The organism is Streptomyces novaecaesareae, assembly GCF_000716875.1.
Taxonomy (GTDB): domain Bacteria; phylum Actinomycetota; class Actinomycetes; order Streptomycetales; family Streptomycetaceae; genus Kitasatospora; species Kitasatospora novaecaesareae.
Window position 1 is genome coordinate 28,224 of record NZ_JNWQ01000022.1, and the last position, 12,502, is coordinate 40,725.

The 12,502-nt window shown below is 72.5% G+C and carries 12 protein-coding genes; 10 read left to right on the forward strand and 2 right to left on the reverse strand.

All coding sequences use genetic code 11. The annotated features are described in order from the left end of the window. The first annotated feature begins 1 nt into the window (after nt 1). The 3 genes from OP86_RS11010 to OP86_RS11020 all read left to right on the forward strand — a co-directional run bounded on the left by OP86_RS11010 (nt 2) and on the right by OP86_RS11020 (nt 2,219). The gene (locus OP86_RS11010) at nt 2-529 is read left to right on the forward strand and encodes a GNAT family N-acetyltransferase (protein ID WP_030060079.1); all 528 of its coding nucleotides are present in this window, start codon (nt 2-4) and stop codon (nt 527-529) included. 176 nt (nt 530-705) lie between these two features. After that, nucleotides 706-1,050: a DUF4229 domain-containing protein gene (locus OP86_RS11015; protein ID WP_030060080.1), complete on the forward strand. Its 345-nt coding sequence runs from the start codon at nt 706-708 to the stop codon at nt 1,048-1,050. Between the two features lie 44 nt (nt 1,051-1,094). After that, a complete protein-coding gene (locus OP86_RS11020) occupies nt 1,095-2,219 on the forward strand; it encodes a LacI family DNA-binding transcriptional regulator (RefSeq protein ID WP_078588894.1) in 1,125 nt (374 codons plus the stop codon). 256 nt (nt 2,220-2,475) lie between these two features. Here OP86_RS11020 and OP86_RS11025 read toward each other — a convergent pair whose 3' ends face one another. Then, nucleotides 2,476-3,687 carry an MFS transporter gene (locus OP86_RS11025; protein WP_030060083.1) on the reverse strand — a complete coding sequence of 404 codons (1,212 nt, stop codon included), beginning with the start codon at nt 3,685-3,687 and terminating at the stop codon, nt 2,476-2,478. A 426-nt stretch (nt 3,688-4,113) separates the two neighbouring features. Between OP86_RS11025 and OP86_RS11030 the strand changes: the two genes are divergently transcribed. After that, a complete protein-coding gene (locus tag OP86_RS11030) occupies nt 4,114-5,445 on the forward strand; it encodes a dicarboxylate/amino acid:cation symporter (protein WP_030060084.1) in 1,332 nt (443 codons plus the stop codon). Nucleotides 5,446-5,702: 257 nt separating this feature from the next. Here the strand turns inward: OP86_RS11030 and OP86_RS11035 are convergent, their stop codons facing one another. After that, nucleotides 5,703-5,906: a cold-shock protein gene (locus OP86_RS11035; protein ID WP_030060085.1), complete on the reverse strand. Its 204-nt coding sequence runs from the start codon at nt 5,904-5,906 to the stop codon at nt 5,703-5,705. A 374-nt stretch (nt 5,907-6,280) separates the two neighbouring features. Between OP86_RS11035 and OP86_RS11040 the strand changes: the two genes are divergently transcribed. From OP86_RS11040 to OP86_RS11065, 6 genes are all read left to right on the forward strand, one after another. Beyond that, a complete protein-coding gene (locus OP86_RS11040; RefSeq protein ID WP_078588892.1) occupies nt 6,281-7,234 on the forward strand; it encodes a menaquinone biosynthetic enzyme MqnA/MqnD family protein in 954 nt (317 codons plus the stop codon). Between the two features lie 182 nt (nt 7,235-7,416). After that, the gene (gene mqnC, locus OP86_RS11045) at nt 7,417-8,637 is read left to right on the forward strand and encodes a cyclic dehypoxanthinyl futalosine synthase (protein ID WP_051829942.1); all 1,221 of its coding nucleotides are present in this window, start codon (nt 7,417-7,419) and stop codon (nt 8,635-8,637) included. Between the two features lie 98 nt (nt 8,638-8,735). Continuing rightward, the gene (locus tag OP86_RS11050) at nt 8,736-9,398 is read left to right on the forward strand and encodes an amidohydrolase family protein (RefSeq protein WP_030060088.1); all 663 of its coding nucleotides are present in this window, start codon (nt 8,736-8,738) and stop codon (nt 9,396-9,398) included. Between the two features lie 234 nt (nt 9,399-9,632). Further along, entirely contained in the window at nt 9,633-10,220 is a 588-nt protein-coding gene (locus OP86_RS36525; protein WP_030060089.1) for a hypothetical protein, read from the forward strand. A gap of 93 nt (nt 10,221-10,313) precedes the next feature. Next, a complete protein-coding gene (locus tag OP86_RS11060) occupies nt 10,314-11,009 on the forward strand; it encodes a demethylmenaquinone methyltransferase (protein WP_030060090.1) in 696 nt (231 codons plus the stop codon). A gap of 178 nt (nt 11,010-11,187) precedes the next feature. After that, the gene (locus OP86_RS11065) at nt 11,188-12,498 is read left to right on the forward strand and encodes a geranylgeranyl reductase family protein (protein ID WP_106973388.1); all 1,311 of its coding nucleotides are present in this window, start codon (nt 11,188-11,190) and stop codon (nt 12,496-12,498) included. Nucleotides 12,499-12,502: the final 4 nt, after the last annotated feature.

The window sequence follows — 12,502 nt, forward strand, 5'->3', positions numbered from 1 at the left end:
CATGGCGCTCACCTTCACCCTGGACCCGAAGCTCGACCCCGATCTGCGGACGGACATCGTCCGGCTGTGGGCCGACGTCACCAACGCCGGCGGGGCGGTCGGCTTCGTGGCGCCGGTCACCGAGGACGAGGTCTGGGACACCGCCGACCGCCAGTTCGCCGGGGTCGGGCCGGACGGCCCGGACCGGCTGCTGGCCGCCCACGACGGCGACACCGGCCGGCTGGTCGGCGTGCTGTTCTTCGAGTCCATGCAGTTCGAACCGATGGAGCACTGGCGGATGCTCAAGCGGGTCATGGTGCACCCCGACTGCCAGGGCCGCGGCCACGGTGCCCGACTGCTCGCCGAGGCCGAGCGGGTGGCCCGGGAGTGGGGGCTGGAGGCGCTGCGGCTCACCGCGCGCGGCGGCCTGGGGCTGGAGCAGTTCTACGCCCGCAGCGGCTACCGTGAGGTCGGCCGGGTGCCGGCCGCGATCCGGGTCGCCCCCGGGGACGACCGCGACGACATCACCATGTGGCTCGACCTTCGCTGATCCCGGGCCCAACTGGCGGGAACGGCCGGGGCGGAAACGGCCGGGGCGGGCGACCGGCCCTCCTCGCCCGGCTTCGAGCAGGAGGGGCCCGGGCCGCGTCGGCCGTCAGGCATGCTTGACTGGAGGACCCGCCCCGCGCCAGGACCCGCCCCGCGCAACGAGAAGGATGTGTTCCAGTGAGCAGCAACGGCCCGGATAAGTCGCACGCCACGCTCCGCTACACCTCCCTGCGGGTCAGCATCTTCCTCGGCTGCCTGCTGGTGGCCCTGCTGCTCGGGCACTTCCAGGTCATCCCGGTCAGCGGCGAGGCCGGTGTGATCTTCCTCTTCCTGCTGGCCGCGGTCGCCTCCGCGCCGCTCAGCTACGCCCTGCTGGGCAAGCAGCGCGACGAGATGTCGGCCCAGATCAGCGGCAAGGTCTCCGGGCTGCGCAGCCGTACCGCCGAGCGGATCGCCGCGCAGAACGCCGAGGAGGACGCCGCCGACGACGCCGCCCGCGCGGCCGCCGCCGGGCAGAACTGATCCCGGCCCACCTCCCCGCCCGCCGAGCCCCCGCCGCAGCCGCCGTGCCCACCACCCGAGACTCCGTGCCGTCCGAGCCGCCGTTCGGGCAGTCGCCCGAGCCGCTGCCCGAGTCGTCGCCTGAGCCGCTGCCCGAGCCGCCGCCCGCCGAGAGCGCGCTCGGGACCTGGCCGGCCCCCGTACGCCGGCCCACCGGGCGGGACGTGGCCCGGCTCGCCGGGGTCTCCCAGGCCACCGTCTCCCTGGTCTTCTCCGGTGCCGAGGCCGGCCGCCGGGTCTCCGAAGCCACCCGCCAGCGGGTCCGGGAGGCCGCCCGCAGCCTCGGCTACCGCCCGCAGGCGGCCGGCCGGCAGCTGCGGCTCGGCCGCAGCGGGATGATCCTGCTCTCCGTGCCGAACCTCCAGGGCCCCTTCTTCGGCCGGGTGCTGGAAGGCGTCCACCAGGAGGCCGGCCGGCACGGACTGGCGGTCGTGGTCAGCTCCGGTTGGGGCAGCGCCACCCTCGCCGAGGCCGCCACCGCCGGCCGCTTCGACGGCCTGCTGATCTGCTCCCCGGACGACAGCCAGCTCGGCGAACTGCCCGCCGACACCCCCGCCGTCTTCCTCGACGCCGACCCGGGCACCGACCGCACGCGCCCGACCGTGGAACTCGACGTGGCCGGCGGGATGCGCGCCGCCGTCGAGCACCTGGCGGCCCTCGGCCACCGCCGGATCGGCCGGCTGCGCTCCAGCCACGCCGCGTACACGTTCCGGGTGCGGCAGGCCGCCTTCGAGCGGGTCGTCCGGGAACTCGGCCTGGACGTCGTGGAGTTGGGCGTGAGCCTGAACGAAGGCCACCGGGCCGCGCGAGCCGTGGCGGACCGTCTGCTGTCACGGGCGGACCGGCCGCGTGCGGTGATCTGCGACGACGACGTGGTCGCCTCCGGGGTCTACCAGGCCGCCGTCGAGCTGGGGCTGCGGGTGCCGGAGGACCTGTCCGTGGTCGGCATGGACAACGTGGCGGTGGCCGCGCTGCTCGCCCCGCCGCTGACCACCGTCGACCTGCCGGGCGAGGAACTGGGCCGGGCCGGCGCGGCCGCGCTGGCGGGCCTGCTGCGCGGGGAGCGGGTGGAGCCGGTGGCGCCGCTGGCCACGTCGCTGGTGCTGCGCTCGTCCACCGCGTCGGCGTAGCCGGTACCGGCAAGGGCGCCCATTCGTCTGATTGGTTCGATCAGGTGAAGATGGGTCGCCTACACCGCCACCGATTTCACCGGCAGCCCGCTGCTGCCCGCCGAACCCGCAAAGGTCGGCGTCGGCGTCCAGGCGCCGTCACCGCCGAACTCGCCGTCACCGACGCACAGCCCGTGGCAGAGTCCGCCGCCGAGGAATAAAGGGACTGCGCCCGCCGGCCAGACCCCGGCGGGCGCAGTCGTCTGTGGGGGTGGGCTCAGCCCACCGGGACGGGCTGGGCCAGGCTCGGCGCGACGGGCGCCGGGCGGAACCAGCGCCGGGCGCCGAACAGGAGCAGTCCGCCGAGCGCGATCCCGCCGGCCGCGCACAGCGCGACGGGTCGCAGCGAGTCCTCGGCGAGGTTGCCGGAGACGGCGTAGCCGAGCGAGTTGCCGGTGGCGAACAGCGTCACCAGCCAGGCGAAGGCCTCGGTGACGGTGCCGGTCGGCGCCAGCTCGGCGACGAGGACGAACGCCGCCGCCAGCAGCGGGGCCAGCATGACGCCGGACACGAAGGCCAGCGCGGCCATCGGGTACGGCCCGGGCAGGGTGACCAGCGGCAGGTAGGAGACGGCCATCGCGAGGGCCATCACCCAGGTGCGGGTGGCGGTGGTCTGCCGCCACTTGACCGCGCCGTAGGCGAGCGCGCCGAGCAGGCCGCCGAGGGCCGCGAGCGCGAGCAGGGTGCCCGCGCCGCCCGGGAGCGCGCCGGTGTGGTGCTCGGCGTAGGCGATGAACAGCACGTTCTGCGCGCCGACCGCCCAGCCGGCCCCGGCCAGTCCGAGCAGCAGCAGCACCAGGCCGGGGGAGCGCAGCGGCCCGAGCAGTCCGGCGGAGTCCGCGCGGACGGGGGCACGCCAGGCCCGGGCCGGTGCGGCGGTGGCCACGATCAGTGCCCCGGCCAGGCCGAGTGCGGCGGCGACCCAGAGCGCGGCGACCGGGCTGAAGAGGCCGGCGATCCCGGCGACGGCCAGCGGCCCGGCGACGTAGAGGATCTGCTGGGAGGCGGAGTCGAGGGCGTACGCGGTGTCGAGCTGCTCCTCGTCGACGACGTCCGGCCAGAGCGAGCGCAGGGAGGGCTCCAGCGGCGGCATGGCGAGGCCGGCGATCGCGGCGCCGACCGGGGCGGCGAGCGGGGAGCCGGGGGCGAGGGCGAGCAGTGCGTACCCGCCGCCGGCCACCACGGCCGAGGCGAGCAGGACGCGGGGCTGCCCGGTGCGGTCCACGATCCGCCCGAGCACCGGGCCGCCGACGGCCGCCGAGATCGCGTACGCGGCGGTGGCCAGCCCGATCCGTCCGTACGGCGTGCCGGCCTCGCGCAGGGCGAGGGCGATCACCAGGGCGGTCATGCCGGCGGGCAGGCGGCCGAGCAGGGTGCCGAGGAGCAGGCGGGTGACGTGCGGGGCGCGGAGCAGGGCGAGGTAGCCCATCGGCGTCTTCTCCGGTCTGGGCAGGCGGTGGCGGGGACGTCATCAAAGTTATACGTATAACCGCTCGTCGGTCAATCGGGCCGGTTGGCGTGAACTGATGGGGCGTCAGCCTCGTTCGTGTCCGGATCTCGTCTTGACCTCAAACAACTACTTTGAACATCTCAAACCTTTACTGCTAACGTGTCGGCCATGACCACCTCGGACGCACTGCGGATGCACGGCCCGGGCCAGCTGCCCGGCGCCGCCCGCCCGTGCGCCCCGACCGGTGCTGTGGACAGCCCGCGCCGTTGTCGCGCCATGAGCTGTATTCCGGCGGCACGCCCCTGACCGGGGGCCACGACTTCCCGTCCGGCCCGCGCGCCGTGCCGCCTTCTCCGCCCCACTCACCTCACCGTCAGCAACGCCCTCCCCCGGAGCCGCACCGCCATGTCCACAGCGCCCGAGGCGACCTCGTCGCCCTCCGTGCTCACCCGTATCCGCAAGACGCCGTTCTGGGTGCAGATCGTCGCCGGCCTCGTGCTCGGCGTCGGCCTCGGCTACCTGGCCCGGGCCGCCGACATCTCCTGGCTGGCCACCACCCTGGAGACCATCGGCAAGATCTTCGTCCAGCTGCTGAAGCTGGCCGTCCCGCCGCTGGTGTTCACCGCGATCGTGGTGAGCGTCGCCAACCTGCGCAACGTCACCAACGCGGCCCGCCTGGCCACCCGGACGCTGCTCTGGTTCATGATCACCTCGCTGATCGCGGTCGCCATCGGCCTGGGCCTGGGCCTGCTGACCAACCCCGGCCAGGGCACCAACCTCAAGACCGAGGGCCTCAAGGCGATCGACTCCAAGGGCACCTGGATCGACTTCCTGACCGGGATCTTCCCGACCAACATCGTCGACGCCTTCGCCAAGGTGAACGTGCTGCAGATCGTCTTCATGGCGGTCGTGGTCGGCGCGGCGATCATCAAGCTCGGCGCCAAGGCCGAGCCGGTCCTCAAGCTCAGCGAGTCCGTGCTGGAGCTGACCCAGACCGCGCTGTGGTGGGTCATCCGGCTCTCCCCGCTCGGCACCCTCGGCCTGATCGGCAAGTCCGTCGCCAAGTACGGCTGGGACCTGCTCAAGCCCTTCGCCACGCTGACCCTCGACATCTACGTCGGCTGCGCGCTGGTCCTCTTCGTCGTCTACTCGCTGCTGCTGCGCTTCGCCGCCGGCCTCAACCCGCTGCACTTCTTCAAGGGCGCGTGGCCCGCGATCCAGCTCGCCTTCGTCTCGCGCTCCTCGGTCGGCACCCTGCCGGTCACCCGCCGCGTCACCGAGAAGCTCGGCGTCCCCAGCGAGTACGCGTCCTTCTCGGTGCCGTTCGGCGCCACCACCAAGATGGACGGTTGCGCCGCGATCTACCCGGCGATCGCCGCGATCTTCGTCGCCCAGGTCTACAACATCGAGCTCGGCATCAAGGACTACATCCTGATCGCCTTCGTCTCGGTGGTCGGCTCGGCCGCGACCGCGGGCCTCACCGGTGCGATCGTCATGCTGACGCTGACCCTGTCCACCCTGGGCCTGCCGCTGGAGGGCGTCGGCCTGCTGCTCGCCATCGACCCGATCCTGGACATGATGCGCACCGCGACCAACGTCGCCGGGCAGGTGCTGGTGCCGGTCGTGGTCGCCGCGCGGGAGAAGATCCTCGACGTCGCCGCGTACAACAACCCCTCGGGCGACCTGTACGACGCGGACGTCCCCTCGGGCACCGTCCGGGAGCCGGCTGCGGCCTGATCCCCCGCCTGACGACGAAGGGCCCTTCCCCGGGTGCTTGGGGGAGGGCCCTTCCGTGTTCGCTGCGGTCGCCGTGCTTCCCGTGTTCGCGGTGTTCGCCGTGTTCGCCGCCCGGGTCTGTTCGGAGGGCGAAAAGGCAGGGGGCCCACCACCTGGGCGGGCCCCCTTGGGTACTGCTCTTGTGCTCATGGTGACGGCTGTCGGGAGCCGCCGATGGACCCGTCGGGGTCCCGAGCGATCAGATCATCAGAGGATGGTCAGATAGCGGTGACGTTCTCCGCCTGCGGACCCTTCGGGCCCTGGGTGACGTCGAAGCTGACCGCCTGGTTCTCCTCCAGCGAGCGGAAGCCGCTCGCGTTGATGGCGGAGTAGTGAACGAAGACGTCCGGGCCGCCGCCCTCCTGGGCGATGAAGCCGAAGCCCTTCTCAGCGTTGAACCACTTGACGGTTCCCGTGGCCATGCCGTTCTCCTTGCGAGGCGTGTCGGGGGCCACACCGTGTGGCACCCGGTCCGCTGCGCTGATCGCCCTGCCTCCGGACGAGTCCGAAGTTTTTCGATATTGCTGAAAAACTACAAAAAGCCTGCGGTTACATGCTCCGCAGGCTTCAAGTACTGCAAGGGGAATCAAACTGCAACTGAGGGCAACGCTAGCATGCGGCAGCTGTGACGACCAGAGGTCACTTGCGGCTCCCAAGGCGCGTGTCGTAGGCGCGGGAGCGGGCGTGGAAAGGCGTGTTGGGGGCGGGTGAGGGCGTGTCGGGTGGCCGGTGCGAGCCGTCGTGAACGGCGGGCATACCCTGCGGGGAGGCGCACGAACAGCAAGGGAGCGGCGCAGTGGCAGCACCGGACGCACAAACACCGGACGCGCAAACGCGGGAGCCCCAGAACACCCCGGCCGGAGAGAAACCGCCGGTCAGGCCCAGGGTCGGCCATATTCAGTTCCTGAACTGCGTTCCCCTCTACTGGGGACTCGCCAGGACCGGCAATCTGCTCGATCTGGATCTCACCAAGGACACCCCGGAGAAGCTGAGCGACCGGCTCGTCGACGGCGCCCTGGACATCGGTCCGATCACCTGCGTCGAGTACCTGCGCAACGCCGACGACCTGCTGGTCCTGCCCGACATCGCGGTCGGCAGCGACGGCCCGGTGATGTCCTGCCTGATCGTGAGCAAGGTGCCGCTCGCCGACCTCGACGGCCGCCGGGTCGCCCTCGGCTCCACCAGCCGCACCTCGGTCCGGCTCGCCCGGCTGCTCCTGGAGGAGCGCGAGGGCGTGCACCCCGAGTACTTCAGCTGCCCGCCGGACCTCAGCGCGATGCTCGCCGAGGCCGACGCCGCCGTCCTGATCGGCGACCCGGCGCTGCGCGCCTACCTCGGACAGGCCGCCGACCTCGGACTGACCGTCCACGACCTCGGCGAGATGTGGAAGGAATGGACCGGCCTGCCGTTCGTCTTCGCGGTCTGGGCGGTGCGCCGCGAGTTCGCCGAGCGCCGCCCGGAGCTCACCGCGGCCGTCCACCGGGCCTTCCTGGAGTCCCGCGACCTGTCGCTGGTCGAGGCCGCCAAGGTCGCCGAGCAGGCCGCCCGCTGGGAGGCCTTCGGTGCGGACGTGCTGGAGCGGTACTTCAGCGAGGCGCTCGACTTCTCGCTCGGCGAGCGGCAGTTGGCCGGCGTCGCCGAGTTCGCCCGGCGGGTGGCGCACGACAGCGGCTTCGCGTCGGACGTCGCGGTGCGGCTGCTGGAGCCTGCGGAACTGCCGCTGGTGCCGGCGGACTCACCGCTCGGCTGAGGGCCGGGGCGGCCGGCGGGGTTGTGGACGATGGGTCCCGGGGCGGCCGGGGGCGCTGGGAAGCGGCCTGACGCGGGCGGCGGAATGTGCTGGCGTAGGCTGGTTCGGCCGTACCCGGACGCCCCGTTGTCCGTGCCGGCAGCGCAGACAGCAGCAACACCCGAGAGAGAGAAGGCCGCCAGGTGACCGAGCTCGCAGCGACCACCCTCGATGCGTCCAGCACCGATCTGCAGGCCGTGCTCGACCGGGCCGCCGCCGGCGGCCGGATCACTCCGGAGGAGGCGCTGGAGCTCTACCGCTCGGCGCCGCTGCACGCCCTCGGCTCCGCCGCCGACGCGGTGCGCCGCCGCCGGTACGCCGGTACCGAGCACATCGCGACGTACATCATCGAGCGCAACATCAACTACACCAACGTCTGCGTGACGGCGTGCAAGTTCTGCGCCTTCTACGTGCCGCCGAAGAGCGACAAGGGCTGGTCCCGCGAGCTCGACGAGATCCTGCGCCGCTGCGCCGAGACCGTCGAGCTGGGCGGCACCCAGATCATGTTCCAGGGCGGCCACCACCCGGACTACGGCGTGGAGTACTACGAGCGCGCGTTCTCGGCGATCAAGGCCGACTTCCCGCAGCTGGTGATCCACTCGCTGGGCGCCTCCGAGGTCGAGCACATGGCCCGGATCTCCGGCGTCTCCATCGAGGAGGCGATCACCCGGATCAACAAGGCGGGTCTGGACTCCTTCGCCGGCGCCGGTGCCGAGCTGCTGCCGGAGCGTCCGCGCAAGGCGATCGCCCCGCTGAAGGAGTCCGGCGAGCGCTGGCTGGAGATCATGGAGGCCGCGCACGGCCTCGGCGTGGAGTCCACCTCCACCATGCTGATGGGCACCGGCGAGACCAACGCCGAGCGGATCGAGCACCTGCGGATGATCCGCGACGTGCAGGACCGCACCGGCGGCTTCCGGGCCTTCATCCCCTACACCTACCAGCCGCAGAACAACCACCTGAAGGGCTCGACCCAGGCCACCGTCTTCGAGTACCTGCGGATGATCGCGATCGCCCGCCTGTTCCTCGACAACGTCGCCCACATCCAGGGCTCCTGGCTCACCACCGGCAAGGAGGCGGGCCAGCTGTCGCTGCACTACGGCGCGGACGACCTCGGCTCGGTCATGCTGGAGGAGAACGTCGTCTCGGCCGCCGGCGCCAAGCACCGCTCCAACCTCACCGAGCTGATCCACCTCATCCGGGCCGCCGACCGCGTCCCGGCGCAGCGCTCGACCACGTACCAGCACCTGCGGGTGCTGGACGACCCGGCCAACGACCCGGTCGACCCGCGGGTCGCCTCGCACATCGCCTCCACGGCGATCGAGGGCGGCACGGCGCACCCCGAGCTGAAGATCCTGGACAACTGAGGCCGCTCCTTCGAGGCTGCTCCCTTTGAGGCTGCTCCTTTGAGCTTGTTCCTTTGAGGGCCGCTCCTTCTGCGGTCTCTCCTGGCGAAGGTGTTTCCGTGCTGACTCTGCACCGGGCGGCGCTCGTGCTGCCCGACCCGGCCGATCCCACCGCCCCGTCCCACCCGGACGGGGCGGTGCTGGTGCGTGGCGAACTCGTCGAGGCGGTCGGGCCGTACGGCGCGCTGGCGGCGGCGCACCCGGGCGCGCGGGTGCGGGACTGGGGTTCGGCCGTGCTGGCGCCCGGGCTGCGCAATCCGTACGGGCACTGGCTGTTGGAGCGTGCCTACCACCCGGATCCGCGGGAGGAGATCGGGGTCGAGCCGGTCGTGGACGGGCTGGTCGGGTCGACGGACGAGACGCGGTGCGGGGCGAGTGCGCGGCGGGGGCTGCAGCGGATGCTCGGGTTCGGGGTGACGGCGGTGGCCGGACCGTTCGAGCGGGCCTCGGTGCGGACGGCGGTGGCGCGGTCGGGACTGGTGGCGTTGGCGGGTGCGGCGGGGTCGGTGGGGTCGGCGGGTGCGGGCGGCGCAGCGGGTGCGGGGCCGTTGGACCCGCTGGCCGTGCTGCCGTTCGCGGAGGCCGGGTACGGGCGGCTGACGCCCGGTGGTCGGGCGGACTTCGCGGTGTTCGCGGTCGCGGGGGAGGGGAGCGCCGAACCTGCGGCGGGCGGGTGCCTGGCCACGGTGCTGGGCGGGCGGTTGGTGTACCGGCGACGCTGAGTGTGACGTACTCGTCAGTAGTCGGAATTCCTTGCCGCGTACGGGACTTCCTTCGTGCGCACCCGAACTCCACTGTCGGTGACGGGGGGTGATTGTCCCTTCGCCGTGACCTGAGGGCCCGCCAGCGGATACGATCCCGGACAGCTCACTCCGTACCCTCACCACACCACCGCCCGTGCCCGCGGGCGGCGGGGCCGCCTCCCGGACCCCGACGGCAAGCCAGGAACAGGAACCATGCAAACCGCGACCGTTCCCCCGCCGCGCATCCCGCGGTTGGGCCGTGGTTGGTACCTCGCCGCCGTGCTCAGCGCCGTGCTGGCCGTCGGCATGTGCCTGCTCGGTTGGCGCCAGGCCGACCAGGCCGACCGGATCGAGGCGCACCCGGTGAGAGTCGAGGGCGTCGTCACCCAGCTCCCGACCGGCGGCGGCACCTACAGCGCCGTCAGCTACCGGGCCGACGGACAGCCGCACACCGCGGCCGCGCTGCCGCTCGCGGACAGCGCCAAGATCGGCGACAGGGTCTGCCTGGAGCACGCGGCCGACGACGCGGGCGCGGTGCGGATCTGCGGCGACACCTACCCGCAGCCGGTCGGCGTGGGCCTGGCCCGGTTCAGCGTGCCGGTCGCCGTGGTGCTCTTCGTGATCTGCCTGCTGCGCATCCGGCGGTACCGGAAGGCCGTCGCGGTCCGCGACGGGCAGGGACGGCTGGCCGCCAACCTCGCGCTCGCGACGGAGGCACTGGCGGACGGGATGCCCGCGATAACGCACGGCAAGCGTTCCCGCCGCAAGCGGCGCGCGGGCGGGCGGCGCGGGCAGCACTGACGGGGGCGCTCTCCCGTGATCCGGGGTGCCCCGTTCCTTGGTCCGGTGTGCCCCGTTGGTCGGGGTGTCCGTGCGAGGGTGAACAATGGGGGCGTGACCCGAGCCTCTCTGGACAAGCAGCCGCACGAAGTCGCCGCCATGTTCGACGACGTCGCGGCCAAGTACGACCGCACCAACGACGTGCTCTCCCTCGGCCAGGCCCGCGCCTGGCGCCGGGCGGTGGCCGAGGCGGTGTCCGCCGGACCGGGGGACCTCGTGCTCGACCTCGGGGCCGGCACCGGCACCTCCTCGCTGCCCTTCGTCGAAGCCGGGGCCCAGGTCGTCCCCTGCGACTTCTCGGTCGGCATGCTCGCCGAGGGCAAGCGCCGCCACCCCGACCTGGCGCTCACCGCCGGGGACGCCACCCGGCTGCCGTTCGCGGACGACACCTTCGACTCGGTGACGATCTCCTTCGCGCTGCGCAACGTCCAGGACACCGACGAGGCGCTGCGCGAGATGCTGCGGGTCACCAAGCCCGGCGGCAAGCTGGTGATCTGCGAGTTCTCCACGCCGACCTGGACGCCGTTCCGGACGGTCTACACCGAGTACCTGATGCGCGCGCTGCCGCCCGTCGCCACCGCCGTCAGCAGCAACCCGGAGGCGTACGTCTACCTCGCCGAGTCCATCCGGGCCTGGCCGGACCAGCCCGGGCTGGCAGCCAAGCTGCAGGAGGCCGGCTGGTCCAAGGCCGCCTGGCGGAACCTCACGGGCGGCATCGTCGCGCTGCACCGGGCGTACAAGACCGCGTAGTCGGTCCGGCCGGGCGGGGGCAGGCGGCTGGGCGGGAGCGGCCGGTGGGGTGGGGCGCGGCGACCTGGCTGGGGTGACCGGTGGGGTGGGGCGCGGGCGTTTTCGGTGGCGTGAGCGGAACTAGACTGCCGGAGACGAAAGCCGCCGTCCCCCGCCGCAGCTCCAGGAGTGTGTCCACGTGTCCGAGACCGCAGCCGATCTGACGAAGCCGGACAGCCCGGTGGAGAGCACGGCCGACGTCATCGTGGTCGGTGCGGGCCCGGCCGGCTCCACCACCGCGTACTACCTGGCCCAGGCCGGGCTGGACGTCCTGCTGCTGGAGAAGACCGCCTTCCCGCGCGAGAAGGTCTGCGGCGACGGCCTGACCCCGCGCGCCACCAAGCAGCTGGTGGACATGGGCATCGACGTCTCCACCGAGAACGGCTGGCTGCACAACAAGGGCCTGCGCATCATCGGCGGCGGCGTCCGGCTGGAGCTGGACTGGCCCGAGCTGTCCTCCTTCCCCGACTACGGCCTGGTCCGCAAGCGCGCCGACTTCGACGAGCTGCTGGCCCGTCAGGCCGAGAAGGCCGGCGCGCGGCTCTACGAGCGCTGCAACGTCAGCGGGCCGGTCCTCGACGACCGCACCGGCCAGATCGTCGGCGTCACCGCCAAGCTGGGCGACGAGAAGCGGCCGGTCACCTTCCGGGCCCCGCTGGTGGTCGCCGCCGACGGCAACTCGACCCGGCTCTCGCTCGCCATGGGCCTGCACCGGCGCGAGGACCGCCCGATGGGCGTCGCCTACCGCACGTACTTCACCTCGCCCCGCCACGACGACGACTACCTGGAGTCCTGGCTGGAGCTGTGGGACACCCGCGGCGGCCAGCGCAAGCTGCTGCCCGGCTACGGCTGGGTCTTCGGCATGGGCGACGGCACCTCCAACGTCGGCCTCGGCATCCTCAACTCCTCGCCGGCCTTCGGCGAGCTGGACTGGCGCGAGGTCCTCAAGGCCTGGTGCGCCGGCATGCCGGAGGAGTGGGGCTACACCCCCGAGAACATGACCGAGCCGATCCGCGGCGCCGCGCTGCCGATGGCCTTCAACCGGCAGCCGCACTACACCCGCGGCCTGCTGCTCGTCGGCGACGCGGGCGGCATGGTCAACCCGTTCAACGGCGAGGGCATCGCCTACGCGATGGAATCCGGCCAGATCGCCGCGGGCGTCATCGTGCAGGCCCTCGCCCGGGTCACCGACGGCGGGCGGGAACGCGCCCTGCAGGCCTACCCGCGCACCCTCAAGGACGTGTACGGCGGCTACTACACCCTGGGCCGCGCCTTCGTGAAGCTCATCGGCAACCCGAAGGTGATGCAGATCGCCGCCCAGCGCGGCCTCACCCACCCGATGCTGATGCGCTTCACCCTCAAGCTGCTCGCCAACCTGACCGACCCGCAGGGCGGTGACGCGATGGACCGCGTCATCAACGGCCTCGCCAGGGTCGCGCCGAACGCCTAGTTCG

Bases quoted from the DNA above. Each gene is read 5' to 3' on its own strand.
- OP86_RS36525 (WP_030060089.1), top strand. From the start codon at position 9,633: ATGCAAACCGCGACCGTTCCCCCGCCGCGCATCCCGCGGTTGGGCCGT.
- OP86_RS11010 (WP_030060079.1), top strand. From the start codon at position 2: ATGGCGCTCACCTTCACCCTGGACCCGAAGCTCGACCCCGATCTGCGG.
- OP86_RS11030 (WP_030060084.1), top strand. From the start codon at position 4,114: ATGTCCACAGCGCCCGAGGCGACCTCGTCGCCCTCCGTGCTCACCCGT.
- OP86_RS11035 (WP_030060085.1), bottom strand. From the start codon at position 5,906: ATGGCCACGGGAACCGTCAAGTGGTTCAACGCTGAGAAGGGCTTCGGC.
- OP86_RS11025 (WP_030060083.1), bottom strand. From the start codon at position 3,687: ATGGGCTACCTCGCCCTGCTCCGCGCCCCGCACGTCACCCGCCTGCTC.